General features: G+C 49.1%; 14 protein-coding genes and 1 tRNA gene. 9 read left to right on the plus strand and 6 right to left on the minus strand.

Going from position 1 to position 16,097, the window contains the following annotated elements; genetic code table 11:
• Window positions 1-13: 13 nt before the first annotated feature.
• On the minus strand, window positions 14-1,072 hold the full coding sequence (locus AJ81_RS07845) for a hypothetical protein (protein WP_031504091.1): 1,059 nt from the start codon (window positions 1,070-1,072) through the stop codon (window positions 14-16).
• A gap of 134 nt (window positions 1,073-1,206) precedes the next feature.
• Between AJ81_RS07845 and AJ81_RS07850 the strand changes: the two genes are divergently transcribed.
• The 7 genes from AJ81_RS07850 (at window position 1,207) to AJ81_RS07880 (ending at window position 6,109) form a co-directional block, all read left to right on the plus strand.
• Complete coding sequence (locus AJ81_RS07850; protein ID WP_031504089.1) at window positions 1,207-2,118, plus strand: ABC transporter ATP-binding protein; 912 nt, start codon at window positions 1,207-1,209, stop codon at window positions 2,116-2,118.
• 10 nt (window positions 2,119-2,128) lie between these two features.
• The gene (locus tag AJ81_RS07855; RefSeq protein WP_051368761.1) at window positions 2,129-3,289 is read left to right on the plus strand and encodes an ABC transporter permease; all 1,161 of its coding nucleotides are present in this window, start codon (window positions 2,129-2,131) and stop codon (window positions 3,287-3,289) included.
• A complete protein-coding gene (locus AJ81_RS07860; protein WP_031504085.1) occupies window positions 3,282-4,334 on the plus strand; it encodes an ABC transporter permease in 1,053 nt (350 codons plus the stop codon). The genes AJ81_RS07855 and AJ81_RS07860 overlap by 8 nt, the downstream gene beginning before the upstream one ends.
• 13 nt (window positions 4,335-4,347) lie before the next feature.
• The gene (locus AJ81_RS07865; RefSeq protein WP_031504084.1) at window positions 4,348-4,545 is read left to right on the plus strand and encodes a DUF6485 family protein; all 198 of its coding nucleotides are present in this window, start codon (window positions 4,348-4,350) and stop codon (window positions 4,543-4,545) included.
• 66 nt (window positions 4,546-4,611) lie between these two features.
• Window positions 4,612-4,690 (plus strand) — tRNA-Asp (locus AJ81_RS07870).
• Between the two features lie 53 nt (window positions 4,691-4,743).
• Window positions 4,744-5,277, plus strand: coding sequence for a hypothetical protein (locus AJ81_RS07875; RefSeq protein WP_031504082.1), 534 nt, complete (start codon window positions 4,744-4,746; stop codon window positions 5,275-5,277).
• 103 nt (window positions 5,278-5,380) lie between these two features.
• Complete coding sequence (locus AJ81_RS07880) at window positions 5,381-6,109, plus strand: hypothetical protein (protein WP_144316866.1); 729 nt, start codon at window positions 5,381-5,383, stop codon at window positions 6,107-6,109.
• A gap of 132 nt (window positions 6,110-6,241) precedes the next feature.
• Here the strand turns inward: AJ81_RS07880 and AJ81_RS07885 are convergent, their stop codons facing one another.
• From AJ81_RS07885 to xynB, 5 genes are all read right to left on the minus strand, one after another.
• Entirely contained in the window at window positions 6,242-7,174 is a 933-nt protein-coding gene (locus AJ81_RS07885) for an IS200/IS605 family accessory protein TnpB-related protein (RefSeq protein ID WP_039658582.1), read from the minus strand.
• A gap of 49 nt (window positions 7,175-7,223) precedes the next feature.
• Complete coding sequence (locus AJ81_RS07890) at window positions 7,224-7,436, minus strand: hypothetical protein (RefSeq protein ID WP_031505014.1); 213 nt, start codon at window positions 7,434-7,436, stop codon at window positions 7,224-7,226.
• A 56-nt stretch (window positions 7,437-7,492) separates the two neighbouring features.
• Window positions 7,493-8,416: an inorganic phosphate transporter gene (locus AJ81_RS07895; RefSeq protein WP_031505015.1), complete on the minus strand. Its 924-nt coding sequence runs from the start codon at window positions 8,414-8,416 to the stop codon at window positions 7,493-7,495.
• Window positions 8,417-8,468: 52 nt separating this feature from the next.
• Complete coding sequence (rgy, locus tag AJ81_RS07900; RefSeq protein WP_031505016.1) at window positions 8,469-11,801, minus strand: reverse gyrase; 3,333 nt, start codon at window positions 11,799-11,801, stop codon at window positions 8,469-8,471.
• A gap of 79 nt (window positions 11,802-11,880) precedes the next feature.
• Window positions 11,881-12,924 (minus strand): xyanlase XynB, encoded by a 1,044-nt coding sequence (xynB, locus tag AJ81_RS07905; RefSeq protein WP_031505017.1) that lies wholly within the window; start codon window positions 12,922-12,924, stop codon window positions 11,881-11,883.
• 234 nt (window positions 12,925-13,158) lie between these two features.
• On the opposite strand from xynB, the gene AJ81_RS07910 reads away from it, so the two are divergent.
• Both AJ81_RS07910 and AJ81_RS07915 read left to right on the plus strand, forming a co-directional pair.
• Window positions 13,159-15,033 carry an ABC transporter substrate-binding protein gene (locus tag AJ81_RS07910; RefSeq protein WP_031505018.1) on the plus strand — a complete coding sequence of 625 codons (1,875 nt, stop codon included), beginning with the start codon at window positions 13,159-13,161 and terminating at the stop codon, window positions 15,031-15,033.
• Window positions 15,034-15,083: 50 nt separating this feature from the next.
• Window positions 15,084-16,091: an ABC transporter permease gene (locus AJ81_RS07915; RefSeq protein ID WP_031505019.1), complete on the plus strand. Its 1,008-nt coding sequence runs from the start codon at window positions 15,084-15,086 to the stop codon at window positions 16,089-16,091.
• Window positions 16,092-16,097 lie beyond the last annotated feature (6 nt).

Genomic DNA, 16,097 nt, shown 5'->3' on the forward strand with positions numbered 1-16,097 from the left:
TCGGGGAGATCTCTCACTCAGTCAAGAGTATAACCCCGTTAATCCCGTCGTTCTCGTTGTAAGTGATCACGACCATTTGATCGTACCTGCTGAGAACGATCAAGCCTGGTGTGTAGTGTTTCAGAGTGAACGTTTGTTGCTTCGATGCGTAGTCTGGATTCGCCCAGCCACCGACTTCCCACTGCCAAGACGTGTTGTCGAAAGAAAAGTGTGTGATTTCAACGGGTTGGTTCGAGAGTGCCGTGACAGTGAGATTGATCCCTCGAGCTCGGCTCATGCAGAAACCCTTCGTTTCTTTGGCTCGCGACCAGTCCTGAGAAGATTGGAACACGATCACACCGAGCCGTCCATCGTTCTCTTTGCCCATGATCAACGCGAGCTTGTCGTAACGGCCAATCATCATCATGAACATCTCGTAGTGGGGTATCTTGTACCGTTTTGTCCTCGCCGCATAAGCTGGGGAAGCCCAACCACCAACTTCGTCGTGGGTGTATCTACCTTCGACCCAAATGCCCACTTCCACCGGCTGACCCAGGGAGCTGATCACGAAATCGTTACCCTGTCGCTCGACTCTCGCAACCGATGGTATCTCGAAGCTCGTGAAAGCACCCCCTTTGAGGACTCTGTATCCTACTCGACCATCGTTTTCTCTCAGAAACACGGCGTAGATGTTTTCGTATCTGGCGAGCAAGAGCAGACACGTTCGATAGTGTGGTAATGGTAGATACCTTGGATTCTGCACGAACTCTGCTTGAGCCCATCCTCCGACCTCGGTCTTGAAGAAACAGCTACCATCCCAAGGAGGATCAAAGTTCGAGCCCTTCATGACGAAGTTTGTAGATGGATGTTGAGGCGTTCCGGTGTTGTCGATGATCAAATAAGAGACTTCCACCGGCATGTTTCGATTCAGCGCTCGCACTTCGATGACGTAGTCGGTGGGATAGGGATACTGCCTCGACATGTTGCTGAGCACACGCACTTTGACCCAACCATCGTTGATGAGAATCGCTGGCTGTGCACAGAGAAACGTTGAAAGCAAAATAAACGCCACGAACCACACGCACCTTTTCATGGCCATCCCCCCTTTGCCGGGATACTCTTTCACAATCTTAGACATGACGTATTAAAAAACGGTTAGAGACCCTGAGACTGGTATTTGAAAAGATCCGAAGCGGATGTTATACTGCACATGAAGGGGGAAAGACTTTGAGCGTTCTGGAGGTCAAGAATCTTAAGAAATACTATGGAAACGTTAAAGCAGTTGATGGCGTGTCGTTCACAATGGAACAGGGACAGATCGTGGCCCTGCTTGGACCGAACGGTGCAGGCAAGACGACGACGATCGAGATCATCGAAGGTTTGAGGAAGAAGGACGAGGGGGAGATATTCTACTTCGGTAGAAAAGTCGAGACCATTGACGAAGAGATCAAGAAGATACTCGGTGTACAGCTTCAAAAGAGCGCTTTTCTGGATAATTTGACCGTTAAAGAAACACTCGAACTCTTCGCTGGACTTTACGGAATATCCCTCAAAGCTTCTCAACTCAGAGAATTGATCGAAATGTTCATGCTTCAAGAGAAGATGAACTCACGTGTGAAGGCTCTTTCGGGTGGTCAAATGCAGAGACTGGCGCTCGCCGTTGCCCTGGTGAACGATCCGAAAATCGTCTTTTTAGACGAGCCCACGACCGGGCTGGATCCGCAAGCGAGGAGACACGTGTGGCAGATCGTGAGAGGCCTTGTAGAGAAGGGAAAAACCGTACTCTTGACGACCCACTACATGGAGGAGGCCGAAGAGCTGGCCGATTACGTTTTGATAATGGACCACGGAAAGATCATAGCCGAAGGCACAGTCGATGACCTGATAAAGATGCTGAACATGGACAGTTATCTGGAGTTCGTTGTCGAAAAACCGGAGGTGTTCCTGGAAAGAATGCCGGGGGCGAGAATGCTCAACGATGAAAAAATAACGGTTCCGACTAAGAAAGTCGAGGACGATGTGCAGAAGATATTCGTCTTGGCAAAGAACGAAGGTCTAAGCGTCGAAAACCTCGTGGTCAGAAGACCGAACCTGGAGGACGTTTTCTTGAGCTTGACTGGCAGGCATCTGAGAGACTGAGGTGGTTTGCTTGTTCAAATTGGCGAAGGCCTTTCTTCTGGACAGCGTGAGGGATTTCAACGGGATCTTCTGGCCATTTGTTTTTCCTCTTTTTTTGTTCTTCGTTTTGACCTCGGTTTTTTGGAGTGGAGGTTCGACGGAGAGTGTGAGCTTCAAAGTCGGTGTGGTTTTCGAAGAGCGTTTGGTGGGATTCGCCGAGTTTTTGAACCAAGTTTTGAAGGCGGTTCAACCTGAGCCATTTCAACTGAGCGAATACGACACCTTGGAGAAAGCTCTGGAGGATTTGAAAAAGAAAAAACTCGACGTCGTCTTGAAGGTTCCTTCAGGTTTCAGTGGAAGACTCACCTGGGTTGTTTTGACGAAACAGGATAGAAACCTGCCCGAGTTGGAAGTACATTGTTTGAAAGCCCATCAGGAATCAGAGATGGCAGCTCAGTTGCTTCAGACGATCTTCGAGCAAGCGAACTTGGAATTCTTCAAGCGAGCAGGCTTGGCCAGATCCTACGTTGAGGTTCAGATCCAAGAAAAACCCGTGTCGAACGTGGAAGAAAGCGACTTTCACTATCCGACCTATCTCTTCCCAGCAGTGATTCTGATGTCTTGGTTGGCGATATGTCTGTTCAATCTTCCGCTGAACATCCTTTACAACAGAGAGGTTGGAATCAACAAAAGGTTCTTCACGTGTGGAGTGAAACCTTTCGAGTATTTCACATCGTTGCTTCTGTCGATGGGTTTCATAATGATGATCTCCTGCGTGTTGATATACGTTTTTGGAATGATGGTCTACAGAGTGCAGCCTTCCTGTCTCTCTCTTGAGTTTATCCTCAAACTTTTGTTCACGATGATGGTTTTCTTCAGCCTGGGCATAATGATCACAGCCTTGTTCAAGAAGAGTTCGTCCGCTCTGGTAGTCAGCCAGATCATGAACCAGATTTTGATGTTCTTGGGAGGTTTCTACTTTCCACTCTTGAACTTCGGCTTACCAAAGCCTTTGGAGTGGATCTGTTTGGCGTTACCGACGACCTACTTGGTCGAGGATCTGAGGAAGAGCCTGGGACAGAACGTGTACTCTTTCAGTTCGCTTCAAACCTTCTTGGTTCCATCCGTATGGTTCGTGCTATCTCTGGTTTTGTTCGTCGTCAATTTCAAGAGGGTGATGGGTTATGAGTGAGCTCTTAACGCTTGTGAAACTTCTGTTTCTGGATTCTGCGAGGAACAGGCTGGAAATGTTTTTCAGCATTCTGTTTCCCGTGGTTTTCTTGATAATCTTTGGTTTCGTGTTCGGCTCGACCAGTGAGTCTGCACGTACCGTGGGAATCGCTCAGCTGAACGAAGATGTGTTGAAAGAACTTGAAGGGGTTGGAAAATGGCGCTTCAAATTTTTCTCGGATCGTGAAGCGTTGGTGTCTGCTATCCAAAAGGGTGAGCTTTCGATCGGACTGAGCATGAACGGTTCCAACGTTGAGCTCTTTTACAACGAAAGGAACACGAATGTCGTTGGGGAAGTCAAAATGCTCCAGATCGTTGTGAAGAGTATTTTGGAGAAGAAACTGAACAACGCGCGTTCTTATTTCACGGTTTCGAGGATGGAGCACAGTCCTTCGGGAAAAAAGATCACGACTTTTGAGTACATTCTGACCGGTGTCATAGCGATCTCGGTTCTCTCGAACGGCATGTTCTCTATGATAACCGTGTTCGGCAATTACAGAAAGAGAGGTGCTTTGAGAAGAATAATCCTGACGCCCGTTAAACCAGTGAAGATAGTTTCTGCTGTGGCTTTCGTACGAGTTCTCATGAGTTTCCTCTCTTTGTTCATGACCTTGTTCCTTGCCCGACTGTTTTTCAACGCCGGCATACCGTTCAACTGGTTCAAGTTGATTCTGACCTTAGTGTTCTCCACCTTGGGCATGATGGCGTTGGGATTGCTACTGACGGCGATCTTCAAACAACCTCAGACTGCTTCGAACGTCGCTTCTCTGTTAAACACGATCATGATGTTCTTCGCTGGTGTGTATTTCCCCGTTCACTGGATGCCATCTTACGTGAGGTGGCTCGCTTATGTTTTGCCTGTGAAGTATGTTGCCGATCTGGTCAGGGCTTCCGCGGGATTCCAACTCATGAATTCGCATATCTTTTGGGGAATAAACGCGCTTTTCCTGATCTGTGGTTTGACAATGCTGACTGTCGCTGCTAACCTTTTCTTGAAATCCGAATGAGGAGGGATTCAAAATGAACTGCGTGAACAAGGAGAAGAACCTCAAAAGGTGCAACTGTTCTTATCCGGGATGCCCAAGAAAGGGCATCTGTTGTGAGTGCCTGGCCTACCACAGGAGCAGTGGAGAACTTCCTGCGTGTTATTTCTCAAACGATGTGGAGAAAACCTGGGATAGATCCATAGAGAACTTCGTGAGAACCAGAAAGGTCTGAGACTCAAAAAAATACCTCTTGAATCTTTCTGGAGGTCTATGATATACTAAGTATCGCTGGAGAGTCGGGGACGTGGTGCAGCCTGGTTTAGCATGCCGGTCTGTCACACCGGTGGTCGCGGGTTCAAATCCCGTCGTCCCCGCCAGGGGAGGGCATTGGTGCCCTCCCTTTGTGTTATAATTTCTTCGAGGTGAACGAGTGAGGCTTCTCGTTGGAAGGCAGATTGTGCTGAGCGAATTTTTCCACGTTGACCTTGCGGTCTCCTGGGTGGAGCAACCGATCGCCGGTGCGAACTTCTACCTGCTCGGAAGTGAGAGAGGTTACATCCTGCTTTCCAATTTTTCCGAGGAGACAAGCTACGGCTCTGGTTTTCACTTGCTCGAACTCCCGCAAGGACTGTTCGCAGTGGCAACGGGTTTCATGAACTGGAGGTACGCAAAAAAGGCTGCCGACCTTGGTGCCAACGTTCTGTTCGTCTTTCAGGATGTGTCAAAACCGGAAGAACTGTTGTTGGCCAAAACGATCTGCTGGGGCTCGAGTAGAGAGTTCAACGTACCCATCGTGTTGTTGGCAAAACACGGTGACGCGACCCACCTCTTCTTCTGTGTGCCAGGTCAGGGTAGGGAGCACTCTGGGATACTCTTCGATGCCACTTCCTCGTGTGTTGTTGAGCTCGACGTGTCTCGAACAGACTCCGGCAAGACCTTCAGTGTGAAGAGCCTCGCCAGCTGAGGGAAATATGAATCCTTTCTCTGTGCGATTCTGGAAGCTACTAAGAGGTTTGCCGCCTTCACGAAAACGTTCTGAACCAAATAACGTTGTCCGAGCAGCCGTGTTGCAACTTGAGTACGACCCCAGCCTGAGAAATGGCAGGGTCTTTGCGGATTTTTTTCTCTCGATCCTTTCAAAGATTTCGAGTTTTATGCCTCACGTGGTCGTTTTCCCGGCGCTCACGGATCTGTTCTTCGTCAACGGTATCTGGTCCCTTCCTTTTTTTAAAAGATTCCCGAAGAACGGACTCGGCATTCCGGATCCTGTTACACAACAGTGCGAATGGTTCATGGCTGAAGTCTCGAGGAAGATGAACTGTGTGGTAGCGTTCGGCACGGTACACGGATTGAAGCTCTGCGGTCAGGGTAGGTTCATTGCTGAAAAGAGAGTCTTGGTAAAGGATCGGGGCCTGGCGCTCGTACCGAAACGCTGGCTCACGAACAGCGAGTTTCTTTCCAGTCTGGTGGAAGATGGGATCAGGATCGTAGTGACACCCACAAGCGGGAGCAACGTTTACAACGAGTGGGACGACAAGTATCACTTCTGGTCACACGCGCAAATGGTGGGATATTACAGTCTCAAAGCGACTCTTGTTGGAAAAGTGGCCCGCAATCGTCTGAAGGATAAGGCCTGCGTCTGTGGTCCCATTCCCATCACCCAGAACCACGACGGATACATCGTGAGAAACGAATCTTTGGAAGGTAGTGCCGTGCTCTTAGCGGAGTTGGACATGGAAAAGCTCGAAAACTTTCTCACCGAGCAGAGGAACAAGTTCAACTCTCTGATACAATGAAAAAAAAATAAAAGGCCCCGCTCAGGGGGCTGAGATTTCCTATTCATTTCTCTTCTCTCTTGAAGATCCATCGATCAGTCCGAGATTTGACACTCCCAATCCCCTGAAGGGGATGGGATTCTTAGCAGCTCTTTAGGCTGCCTTCCACGGAGCATTTGATACTCCATGGCCACAGAGGTGTGGTTTGAACCTTACACCTCTGACGGGTGCCAATCCCGCTACTACTTGGAACTTCTTCCCAAGATACCTCTGCCAGATGTTTATCGCTCCTACTCCGTCCCTGTGATAACTAAATCCACAACTTTTACACTCATAGTTGCGACCAACCGCATGATTCTTGCTACCACATACAGGACAGACCTGAATCCCCAGTAGCTGTGCTTTGTAGGTTATCATGTCCACCATCTTCCTGAAACACCACTGATGAACTTTTTGATTAAAGTTATCGTTCCCTTCTACACGCTCTCGAATGTTTGTGACATCGCCAATCATGATGGTTGCAATCTTTCTTTGTGCACATATGCCAAGAAAGTTGCTGGTTATCTTGTGCAGTATGTCCGTTATTTGATGCTTTGCAAGGTGAAGATAATATTTCTCAGCCTCATACACAAGTCTTACTTGCCTAATTGTTGTACCGGCTGGCAGTGTCGTTTGTATCAAAATTGGCTTTTGACTACTACCCATTGAAAGTTTCAGAACCCCTTCTGGTGAAAGTTTTATAGCAGTATCTTTCCAGATGAACGGCATAAACCTTTTCTTCTTATGTGGTGGTCTCAACTGTGGGTTTGTCTTGACTGCAGTAAAGTAACTGTTAAGCGCCTGAAAGTATTGCTGAACTATAGCCTGTTTGGAATGGGTATGGATATCGATAGTGCTACTCCAACGCAGGATATATTTTTGTGCTGCTCCTGGTGAAAGCCAGAAACCTTTCTTGCTTTTTACTTTCTTGACCAGCGACATGGTTTTGTTGTAGATTCGACCAGCGAGTCTGTTCAGCTCAGAACACAGAGGATACAATTCTCTCGGAACAGGCACTTTATAAGTTCTGACTATATATCTTGACATTGTTTCGCCCTATGCAATTTATAACACATGCTAATAACGAACAAGCTCCTTACCCATTCCCCTGAAGGAGAAGGGCTTGCGGAACACTATTTTCTGTCATGGGTATGACGCTTTCTGTCCACATTCCCGCAAGTGTACCACCGAGCGCGAACCAGGTTCCTCCTGAAGGTCCAGAAACGAACCTCAATTGGGCTGGCCATTTCTGGGCCACACCTACGCTCAACAGGCTAACCACGAGCAAAACGATCAACAACTTCCTCATGCGCTCACCTCCCAAGAGATTGCGGTTCAACAGTTAACATTGTACCAATTGCCTATTCAGAAGAATCTACACACGAATGCCGAGAGCACACCAGAAGCTAAGGGGGCCAACAGCCACGCACTCATCATTGACAGCACGGTTTTCCAACTCGAAAGCTTGATACCTCTTGCATAACCTGCTCCTATCACCCCACCCACGATGGCTTGCGAAGCCGCAACGGGTATCCCGACAAAACTGAAGGTAAAGAGAGTGGTGGCCTGAGCGAGCATCGCAACGAGCGATGAGAAATGATCGAGTGCAACGATCTGTTTTCCAACCGTGTCTATGACCTTCCTACTGCTGAAAATGACACCTAAGGCGATGGAAGAACCACCGAGCAATGCGGCCAGCTCTAAGGAAGAGAGATGAATCAGCACCGGACCCGTGACGTTCGCAACGTTGTTGGCACCCAGCGCGTACGCATCGTACAGCCCTGCGAGCCACGAAGCGATGTAAACGAATATGTCTTGAAACTGAGTTCGGTGAATTTTTCTGAAAAAGAACGCGAGCACGTGATAGATGAAAAAGGCAGTCAGAGCGGCAAAAAGGGGCGTCAAGACCCAAGACAGCAGGAATCGTGCAACTATGTGCCAGTTCATACTTGCGACTCCTACACGTACCAGTCCTGCTCCGACCATACCGCCAAAGACAGTCTGGGTGGCCGAGGCCGGGAAACCAAGTCTTGTCAGTGCAAGCATGGTTAATCCCGCACACAAAAGCACTATCGCACCATCATACGCATAGTTTGAACCCAGCGAGGAAAGATTTTTCAACCCCTCGCTTCCATTGATCAGTGCGCCGAGCACGACGAAAACAGAGCCAATCAACGCAACTTTTCTATGGCTGAAAACACCCGATGCGATACCAGGCCCAAAGATGGACGCTGTGTTGTTCGCGCCGAGGATCCAACCCAGAAAAATTGCCGAGAGCACGTACAGCATCCATTACCACCTCACGGTGCCACGACAGTGTGAACAGTATTTTAGCACCGTTTCAAGAGAAAAGTTCACTCAGTCTGAGAGATCTGATGAGTTCCTGATGATCCATCTCACCACGCTCTATGAGGTCTGATTTTTCCTCGAGCTCCCGCGTCAGTAACTCACTGGCGAAGTTGGGATAGTGCTCGTTCAGCCACAAGAAAACTCGACGTCCAAGTGCAGTGGCGAACAAGTACTCTCCTCTTTGAACTATGTATCCTCTCTCGAGCAGATTCTGCACGATCTTCGCGTACGTAGACGGCCTCCCAAGGCCCCTCTCCTGCATCTGTTTTATGAGGCTTCCTTGCGTGAAAGGAACCATCTTGGGTACGAGCTTGATGTCGACTGAAGCTACGAACGGTTTGCCTTCCAGATGTTGCACTTTGAATGGCAATATCAGATCGAAGCCGTGCTCAATGATGCCGTCGACGAGTTCCCATTCGAAAGTGTTAGAGGCCAGCTCGAGTCGGAGCTTCTTCTTCAAGACTTTGGTTGGTTTCATCTGCGAAGCGAGAAACTTCCTGTAGATCGCGTCGTACACGAACAAAGACTGTTTTGGATTAGAGAAACTGACCTTTCCAAGTTCAATCCAGAGTCGAAGTTCTTCGGTTTTCAAACGTTTCGTTATCCTTATGCATTCATGAGCACCCTCTGATGGATAGCGGCGCGGATGAAAGAGCTCTCGTGAGAAATCTTCTGAAATGATCTGCTCGGCAAGCTTGATCCCTGCCTCTGAGACAGTGAAACTATCGGTCCTGTGGTAAGTGATGAGCCCTTGTTCAAACAGTTCTTGAAGGATGTCCATGAGCATCGAAGAAGAGACTCTTCCTGCGAGCTCGCTCAAGATCGTTGCGGTGTTGTAAGGTTTGGGTGGTTGGAGGTCTTGTTCGAACTGCCCAACAATGCTCAGCTTCTTTCCGGCCAGCTCGCTTACGAGCTTCTTGGCAGCAAGCGGATTATCCATTTCGAAACTGAGCCACACACTGTTTTGAACCTCGTCTCGAACGAGCAGTTTCACAAGCGCTTTTCTCTGCTTCACAAGCTCGGTCCGTTCGATGACCCACCCCAAGACAGGTGTTTGCACCCTGCCGGCGGAGAGGTCGTACCTCTTGAAAGCACGCCACAGTCTGCTCGAAAGTTCGAATCCAACCCATCTGTCCAGTATCCGTCGGGCTATTTGCGCTTTCACCAGATTCTCGTCGACCGTTCTCGTAACGTCAATTGCACGTGTGAATGCGTTCTTGGTGACTTCGTGAAATTCGGCACGCCGGATGTTGCCGTTGAAGGGCCTCAAAGCCAAGGTCAAGTCGTAAGCGATCTTTTCCCCTTCGGCGTCAGGGTCTGTGGCGATCAAGATTTCATCGAACTGTACTGCGAGCTTTCTGAACGCGCTGATCAGTTTCAGTTTGTCCTGGATCTTGGCATGTTTCTTGGAACAAGTCTGGTTCGTCGTCTGTTCCCGACACTCCTCGCAGACCTTGATCGATGCGTAGATCGGCACATAATGGTCACCTTGTTCTAAGATACCGTACAAACCTTCGTTCTCAACCAGGTCAAACACATGACCGAGCGAGGCCGTTATGGCGATCAAACGATCCCCCGTTGTCGTTTCCCACACTAACACATCGTCGACGAACCTCATCTGCGGAGTACCGAAAAAACGCGCGATAGTTCGAGCCTTGTTCGGAGATTCAACGATCACCAGGCTCGACTTCACCGAGATCTGTGTAGGCATCTTCGCGGAAAAAAGCTTCACGATCTTGTTGCGATCTTCGTCGACTCTCTCGAGCTCTTGCTGCCAGTCAACGTCTTCTGCGTGTACGAAATCGATCTCATCGAAGAACAGTCTCAGCCTCTTTTTGAGATTGTTGAACAACTTTTCGTTCCAAAAAATCACAAGACTAATTCCTCGACTCACACCACCAGCGAACATGCGCGAAGTTCTGCCTGAAGCTTGAACGTACGTTGCCGCATCCGCAAGGCTGATGAACAAATCACTATCATTCTCTTCAATCAGCACATCGTTGGAACTTTTTAGTTTCTCCAAGATCTCTTCTTTGCTCAACTGTTCGCTGAGAAATTTCGCAATTTCCTGTGACTGATCGATGGTTCTTCTACGCTTCGAAATTATCCAAGACAGGTATTTCTCTATCCTCTCGTCTTGAACGAGATTCCTCAGAGCCACGAGTAAAGCACGCTGAACGTTCTCGTTCTCGAATCTCATGGGAAAAGACACGTGTGGAACATTCAAGAAGATGGCATATCGTACAACGTCCGGTAAATCGAGCCCACGGACCAAAACGTTGTTGGGCATGGAAATCCCCACGGCGACTTTGAACTTCTTTTTTCTGAACTCCCCCGGGTCGAACTCTTCGTAACTCACCGCCTCGATCTTGTGCTTCCTCAACCAGGACACGATCTTGTCGACACCCTCTTTACCAAACCTTGAACTGATGTAGATGAAACCACCATCTCCGAGCTTTCTGATCCATTCCACCAATCGTTCAAGCGCTTCTTCTTCGTTCCCAACATGCAGATAAGTGTCCAGAACGTTTCTGAGAGAAATGCGAACGGGCGAAACATCAAAGCCGAGAAGCTCTTTGAAAAGTACCGCGCGGTTCGTCTTTGGTCTGAGCGTTGCCGAAGACACCACCAAGATACCTTTTGGTTTAGGCTCTTCCTGAAGCTGGTTTCTAACGGCCAGATCTATCTGCCGCTGGGTGAAACCGAGCAGTCTGAGCACTTTGTCCACATTCTTGCCAGATTTCAAAAGAGAGTCTGTGTCATCGACGAAGATGAAATCGAATCTTTTATCTTCGAGTGCATCGAAATTTCTCGAAAGAAACATGTTCGTCGTAATGAGAACATCGAAATCGCCCTTCCGAATTCTCTCTTTCTCGCTCTCTCTACCCGTGTACGCGATTACCCTTTTGTTCGAAAGAGATTCGCAGCGTTGCTTGACCTGCTTAACAAGTACACGGGTTGGAACGAGGATGTAAGCTTTGCCCTCAAGGAAACAGGCCATGGCCGCACCGAAAGTGGTCTTGCCCACTCCAGTAGGCGCAACGATGGCAAAACTTTGACCCTGGAATATTCGTTTTGCCCAGTGCCTTTGAAGTGACCACGGAGGGTTGCCGACACCGAGGTGAAAGAATTCAGCAAAGCGTCGCTCTTTTTCCATCAGTTCACAAACACTTTCATAGAACTGTCTTTTTTCCAGCAGTTCGCACAGATCACCTTCCTTTGGCTCTGGAAGGCACCGCTCACACACCAGACCCTTTTCGAGTCTTTCGGCATCGATTCGTCCACCGCAGTTTGGACAGAGTGACTCGAAAACCGCGAAGATCACGAGTTCACCCCCAGCTCAAGGTTAGATTGTAACAGAAAAAGCCCCGCAAGCGGGGCAGAATGATGAAAAGAGAAGAGTTTCAGCGCCCTTTGCTCACTTTGGCTTCGAGCACCCTTTTTATCGCAAAATACGCAGGTTTGGGGTTGTAATCTTTATCAAAGATCAGAGCGTGGTCGTAGCCTGCGAAAAAGCCCGGTACCCAAGAATACTTGTCCGTGAAACCCCAGAACTGTATGGCTTGGACCGCAGGATTCTCCAAGCAGATTTCGAAGATCTTCGCGTAGATTTCTGCCTGCCTGTCCAAGTCTTTTTGAGTTGCGCTCTTGGGTATTCTCACATCCATTTCCGTGATGTAGAGCTTCAAACCGAGATCAGCGAACCTCTTCAAGTTGTTTCTGAAACTGTCATAGTCTATTCCGTTGATGTCTATGTGCATTTGAAAACCGATGCCGTCTATCGGTACACCTTTTTCTTTCAGTTCCTTGATTAGCTGGTAGGTGAAGTTCGATTTGGGATTGATCGTTTCTATGTTGTAGTCGTTGTATATAAGGATCGCTTCCGGATCGGCTTGTCTTGCCCACACGAACGCCTTTTCGATGTACTCGGGTCCTATAGTCTTGTACCAAATGGTCTCTCTGTAACTGCCCATGTCGCTGACCGCTTCGTTCACCACGTCCCAAATCTTCACCCTTCCTCTGAAGTGACCAACGACTGTTTTGATGTGGTCCTCAAGGACTTTCAGGAGTTCTTCTTTGGTCCATTGTCTGTTCAACCAGAACGGGAGCTGGTTGTGCCAAACCAGGGTGTGACCATGAACGAGCATGTTGTTTTCCAAAGCGAACTCGACATGACGCTCTGCGTAACTGAAGTTGTACCTGTCAGGCTCCGGATGAATACTATCCCACTTCATCTGGTTCTCGGGCGTGAGTATGTTGAATTCCCTCCTCGCCATCTCCATATATCTGTTGGAATCCGGAATAGTCCAAAAATGGTTGATAGAGGCATAACCGATGTAGATGCCGAGTTTCTCGGCTAATGACCTCAAGGATTCTCCCTCCAATCCATTCGATGCGGAGCAAGTTGCTACAAGCACCAAGACAACCGCGAAGAACAACTTCCTCACGACTTCACCCCCTGTGAACAAGTTTGAGTTTCTACCAGCCGATTGTAACATCGTGTGTGCGAGAGAGACAAAGTGAGAAAGAGTGAGATATTGAACGAAAAGGAAAGATTCGGGATAAAAATCGCAAATGGCGGGTGTTCATGCACGAAAATGGTCCGTAACGGACTTTGTAAGCGATAATACATTTCCGTTATAATTTTTGCAGGAAGAAACCAAAAACGAGGGGGTGTACGCATGAGGAAAGTACTGCTGGTAGTAACACTGCTCTTAGCCTGCTTGACCCTGGCGCAACTTGCGGCCAACGTGCCAAGACATGAGACGTTCATCGCCAACCAGCTGACGGGACGTGTCGGAACACCAGGCAACTTCAACCTCTGGGCAGGATGGCGCTGGCAAGACAGAGGCATTCAGAACCTGCTGCTTGAACCGCTGTGGTGTGTGGAGTACGCGACCGGTGAGATCATCAACGCCTTGGCGGCAGAACCACCGATCTACAACGCTGATTTCACCGAGCTCACGATCAAGTTGAGGAAAGGCGTTTACTGGAGCGATGGCGTGCCGTTCACGGCGGACGACGTGGTGTACACGATCGAACTCGTCAAGAAAGTTCCGGGCATGAGCTACAACGCACAGATGCAGTCCGTCGCAGAAGTGAAGAAGATCGATGACTACACCGTCGTGCTGAAACTCACCGAGCCAAATTCGAGGTTCCACACGTACCTGCTCGACAGGTGGGGCGCATTGAGGATACTTCCAAAACATGTTTTCGAGAAAGTGGAGGATCCGATGACGTTCGAGTTCAACCCACCAGTTGGAACAGGACCCTACGTGCTCAAGGCGTACGATCCAGGTGGATACTGGACTCTGTGGGAGCTCAGAGAGGACTGGCAGAGAACACCCACCGGAATGCTCTATGGTAAACCCGCACCGAAGTACGTCTTGATCCAAACGTTCGGTACAGCAGAACAGCAGGTGCTTGCCATGGCCAGACACGAACTTGACGCGGCGGACCTGACCATGGAAGGGCTCAGAGCCGTGCTGCAAAGAGTCAACACAGCGAGGGCCTGGAGACGGGACTATCCGTGGACTGTGAACATAGACCCGTGCGTGACAGGACTACATTTCAACAACGCAATCGAACCGTTCAACAATCGTGAGGTCAGATGGGCTTTGACGCTGGCCATCGACATCGTCGAGTATGCAGCGAACGCGTTCGACGGTGCAGTGACGCTGAGTCCGATCCATATACCGCTGACGAGCGCTTACTACGATTGGTACTTCACACGTATCGAAGAATGGCTCAAGTCCTTCGAACTTGACATCGGCGATGGACAGAAGTTCAAACCGTACGATCCAACCGCGGGACAGAGGCTCGCCGAGTATGCCAGAAAGAGGGGTTACAAGGTTCCAACAGATCCAGAGGAGATCAAGAAGATTTTCGGACCCGGCTGGTACAAATACGCGCCGGACGTGGCGGAGAAACTGCTGATCAAGAACGGTTTCAAGAGAGATCCCAAGACTGGAAAATGGCTGTTGCCGGATGGCAAACCCTGGACCATCACGATCTTGACGACCACGAACCCTGCGCATCCAAGTTACAGAAACGGCTTCGCTGCTTCGCAGGCTTGGAAGAAGTTTGGAATCGATGTCACTGTCATGACCAGTGATGCTCTGGCCACGTTGGGTCAACGTGGAGAGTTCGAAGTGACCACTGACTGGCCTGCTGCAGAGCCGTGGGGAGGTCACCCTGACCTGTTCAGAGTGCTGGACCCATTCAGTTCTCAGTACCTTGTGCCCATAGGAGAAAATGCACCATGGGGTAACTACGGACGTTGGAGCAACCCAAAGATGGACTCTGTCATTGCTAAGCTCAAGGACACCGATTGGAACGACACAGAAAGCATCATAAATGTGGGCTTAGAAGGTCTCAAGTTGTTGATCGAGGAAATGCCGACCATACCGACATTCAACTATCCAGGTGTCGTGGCGTGGGACGAATACTACTGGACGAACTATCCAGGTGCCGAGAACATGTACTGTCAGCCGTACCATCACTGGCCAAACTTCAAGTACATGCTCCCATTCTTGAAGCCGACGGGTAGGAAATAACTCCACGCTGGGGCGCCCGCGCCCCAGCATTTTCAAAGGAGGTCGGAGCTTTGAGATTCTTCAAAACGTATCTCCTTCCAAGAATTCTCATGTATTTTCTTGTGATCGTTGTTGGAGTCACGATCGTTTTCATCATACCCAGATTGCTCCCCATAGACCCCATCCAACAGATGATCGGACAGATCACCTCGACCGGGGCCTATCTGGACCCAAAGACGTTGGATTACATGATAGAAACACTCAAGGAACTGTACGGGTTGAAGGGTACACTTTGGGAACAGTACTGGGGTTTTTGGAGAAGATTGTTGAAGGGAGATTTCGGACCGTCTTATTATCAATTTCCTGTACCCGTCATCTCGCTGATAAGACAATCCTTGCCATGGACACTCGGGCTCTTGCTGACTACTACAGTGGTCTCCTGGATTTTGGGTAACGTCTTGGGAGCCCTGGGAGGTTATTTTCCTCAGAAAAGTTGGGCGAAAATCCTCGACGTGATCTCCATGGTAATAAGACCCATGCCTTACTATGTTCTGGCTTTGTCGTTGCTCTTACTCTTCGCATACTTGATTCCAATCTTTCCTCTGGGTGGGGGGTTTCTCATAGGAGGCAGGATAAGTTTCGATCTTAGAAGCATTCTCATACTGCTCAAGCACGCTTTTCTACCGGCGATGTCTTTGATACTCATAGGTGTCTTTCTCTGGTTTCAGGCCATGAAGCTCGTTGTTCAAAGCGTGAAGAACGAAGACTTCGTCTCTTATGCACGGCTCGGAGGCCTGAGCCAATCAAAAATCGTGAGTAGATATGTCATGAGAAACGCGATGCTCCCGCAAATCACAGGTTTGGCCCTTTCGTTGGGCCAGATATTCAGTGGTGCACTGATCACGGAGATCGTTTTCTCTTACCCGGGTTTAGGCACGTTGCTTTACAATGCGATCTTCACGGGTGATTACAACCTACTGATGGGCATAATGACCATGTCGATCTTCGTGATCACAACGAGCATCCTCGTGATAGATTTGCTCTATCCGATCTTCGATCCAAGGGTCAGGTACAGATGAGGTGAA

The sequence above is a fragment of the Pseudothermotoga hypogea DSM 11164 = NBRC 106472 genome (genome assembly GCF_000816145.1).
Lineage (GTDB): Bacteria > Thermotogota > Thermotogae > Thermotogales > DSM-5069 > Pseudothermotoga_A > Pseudothermotoga_A hypogea.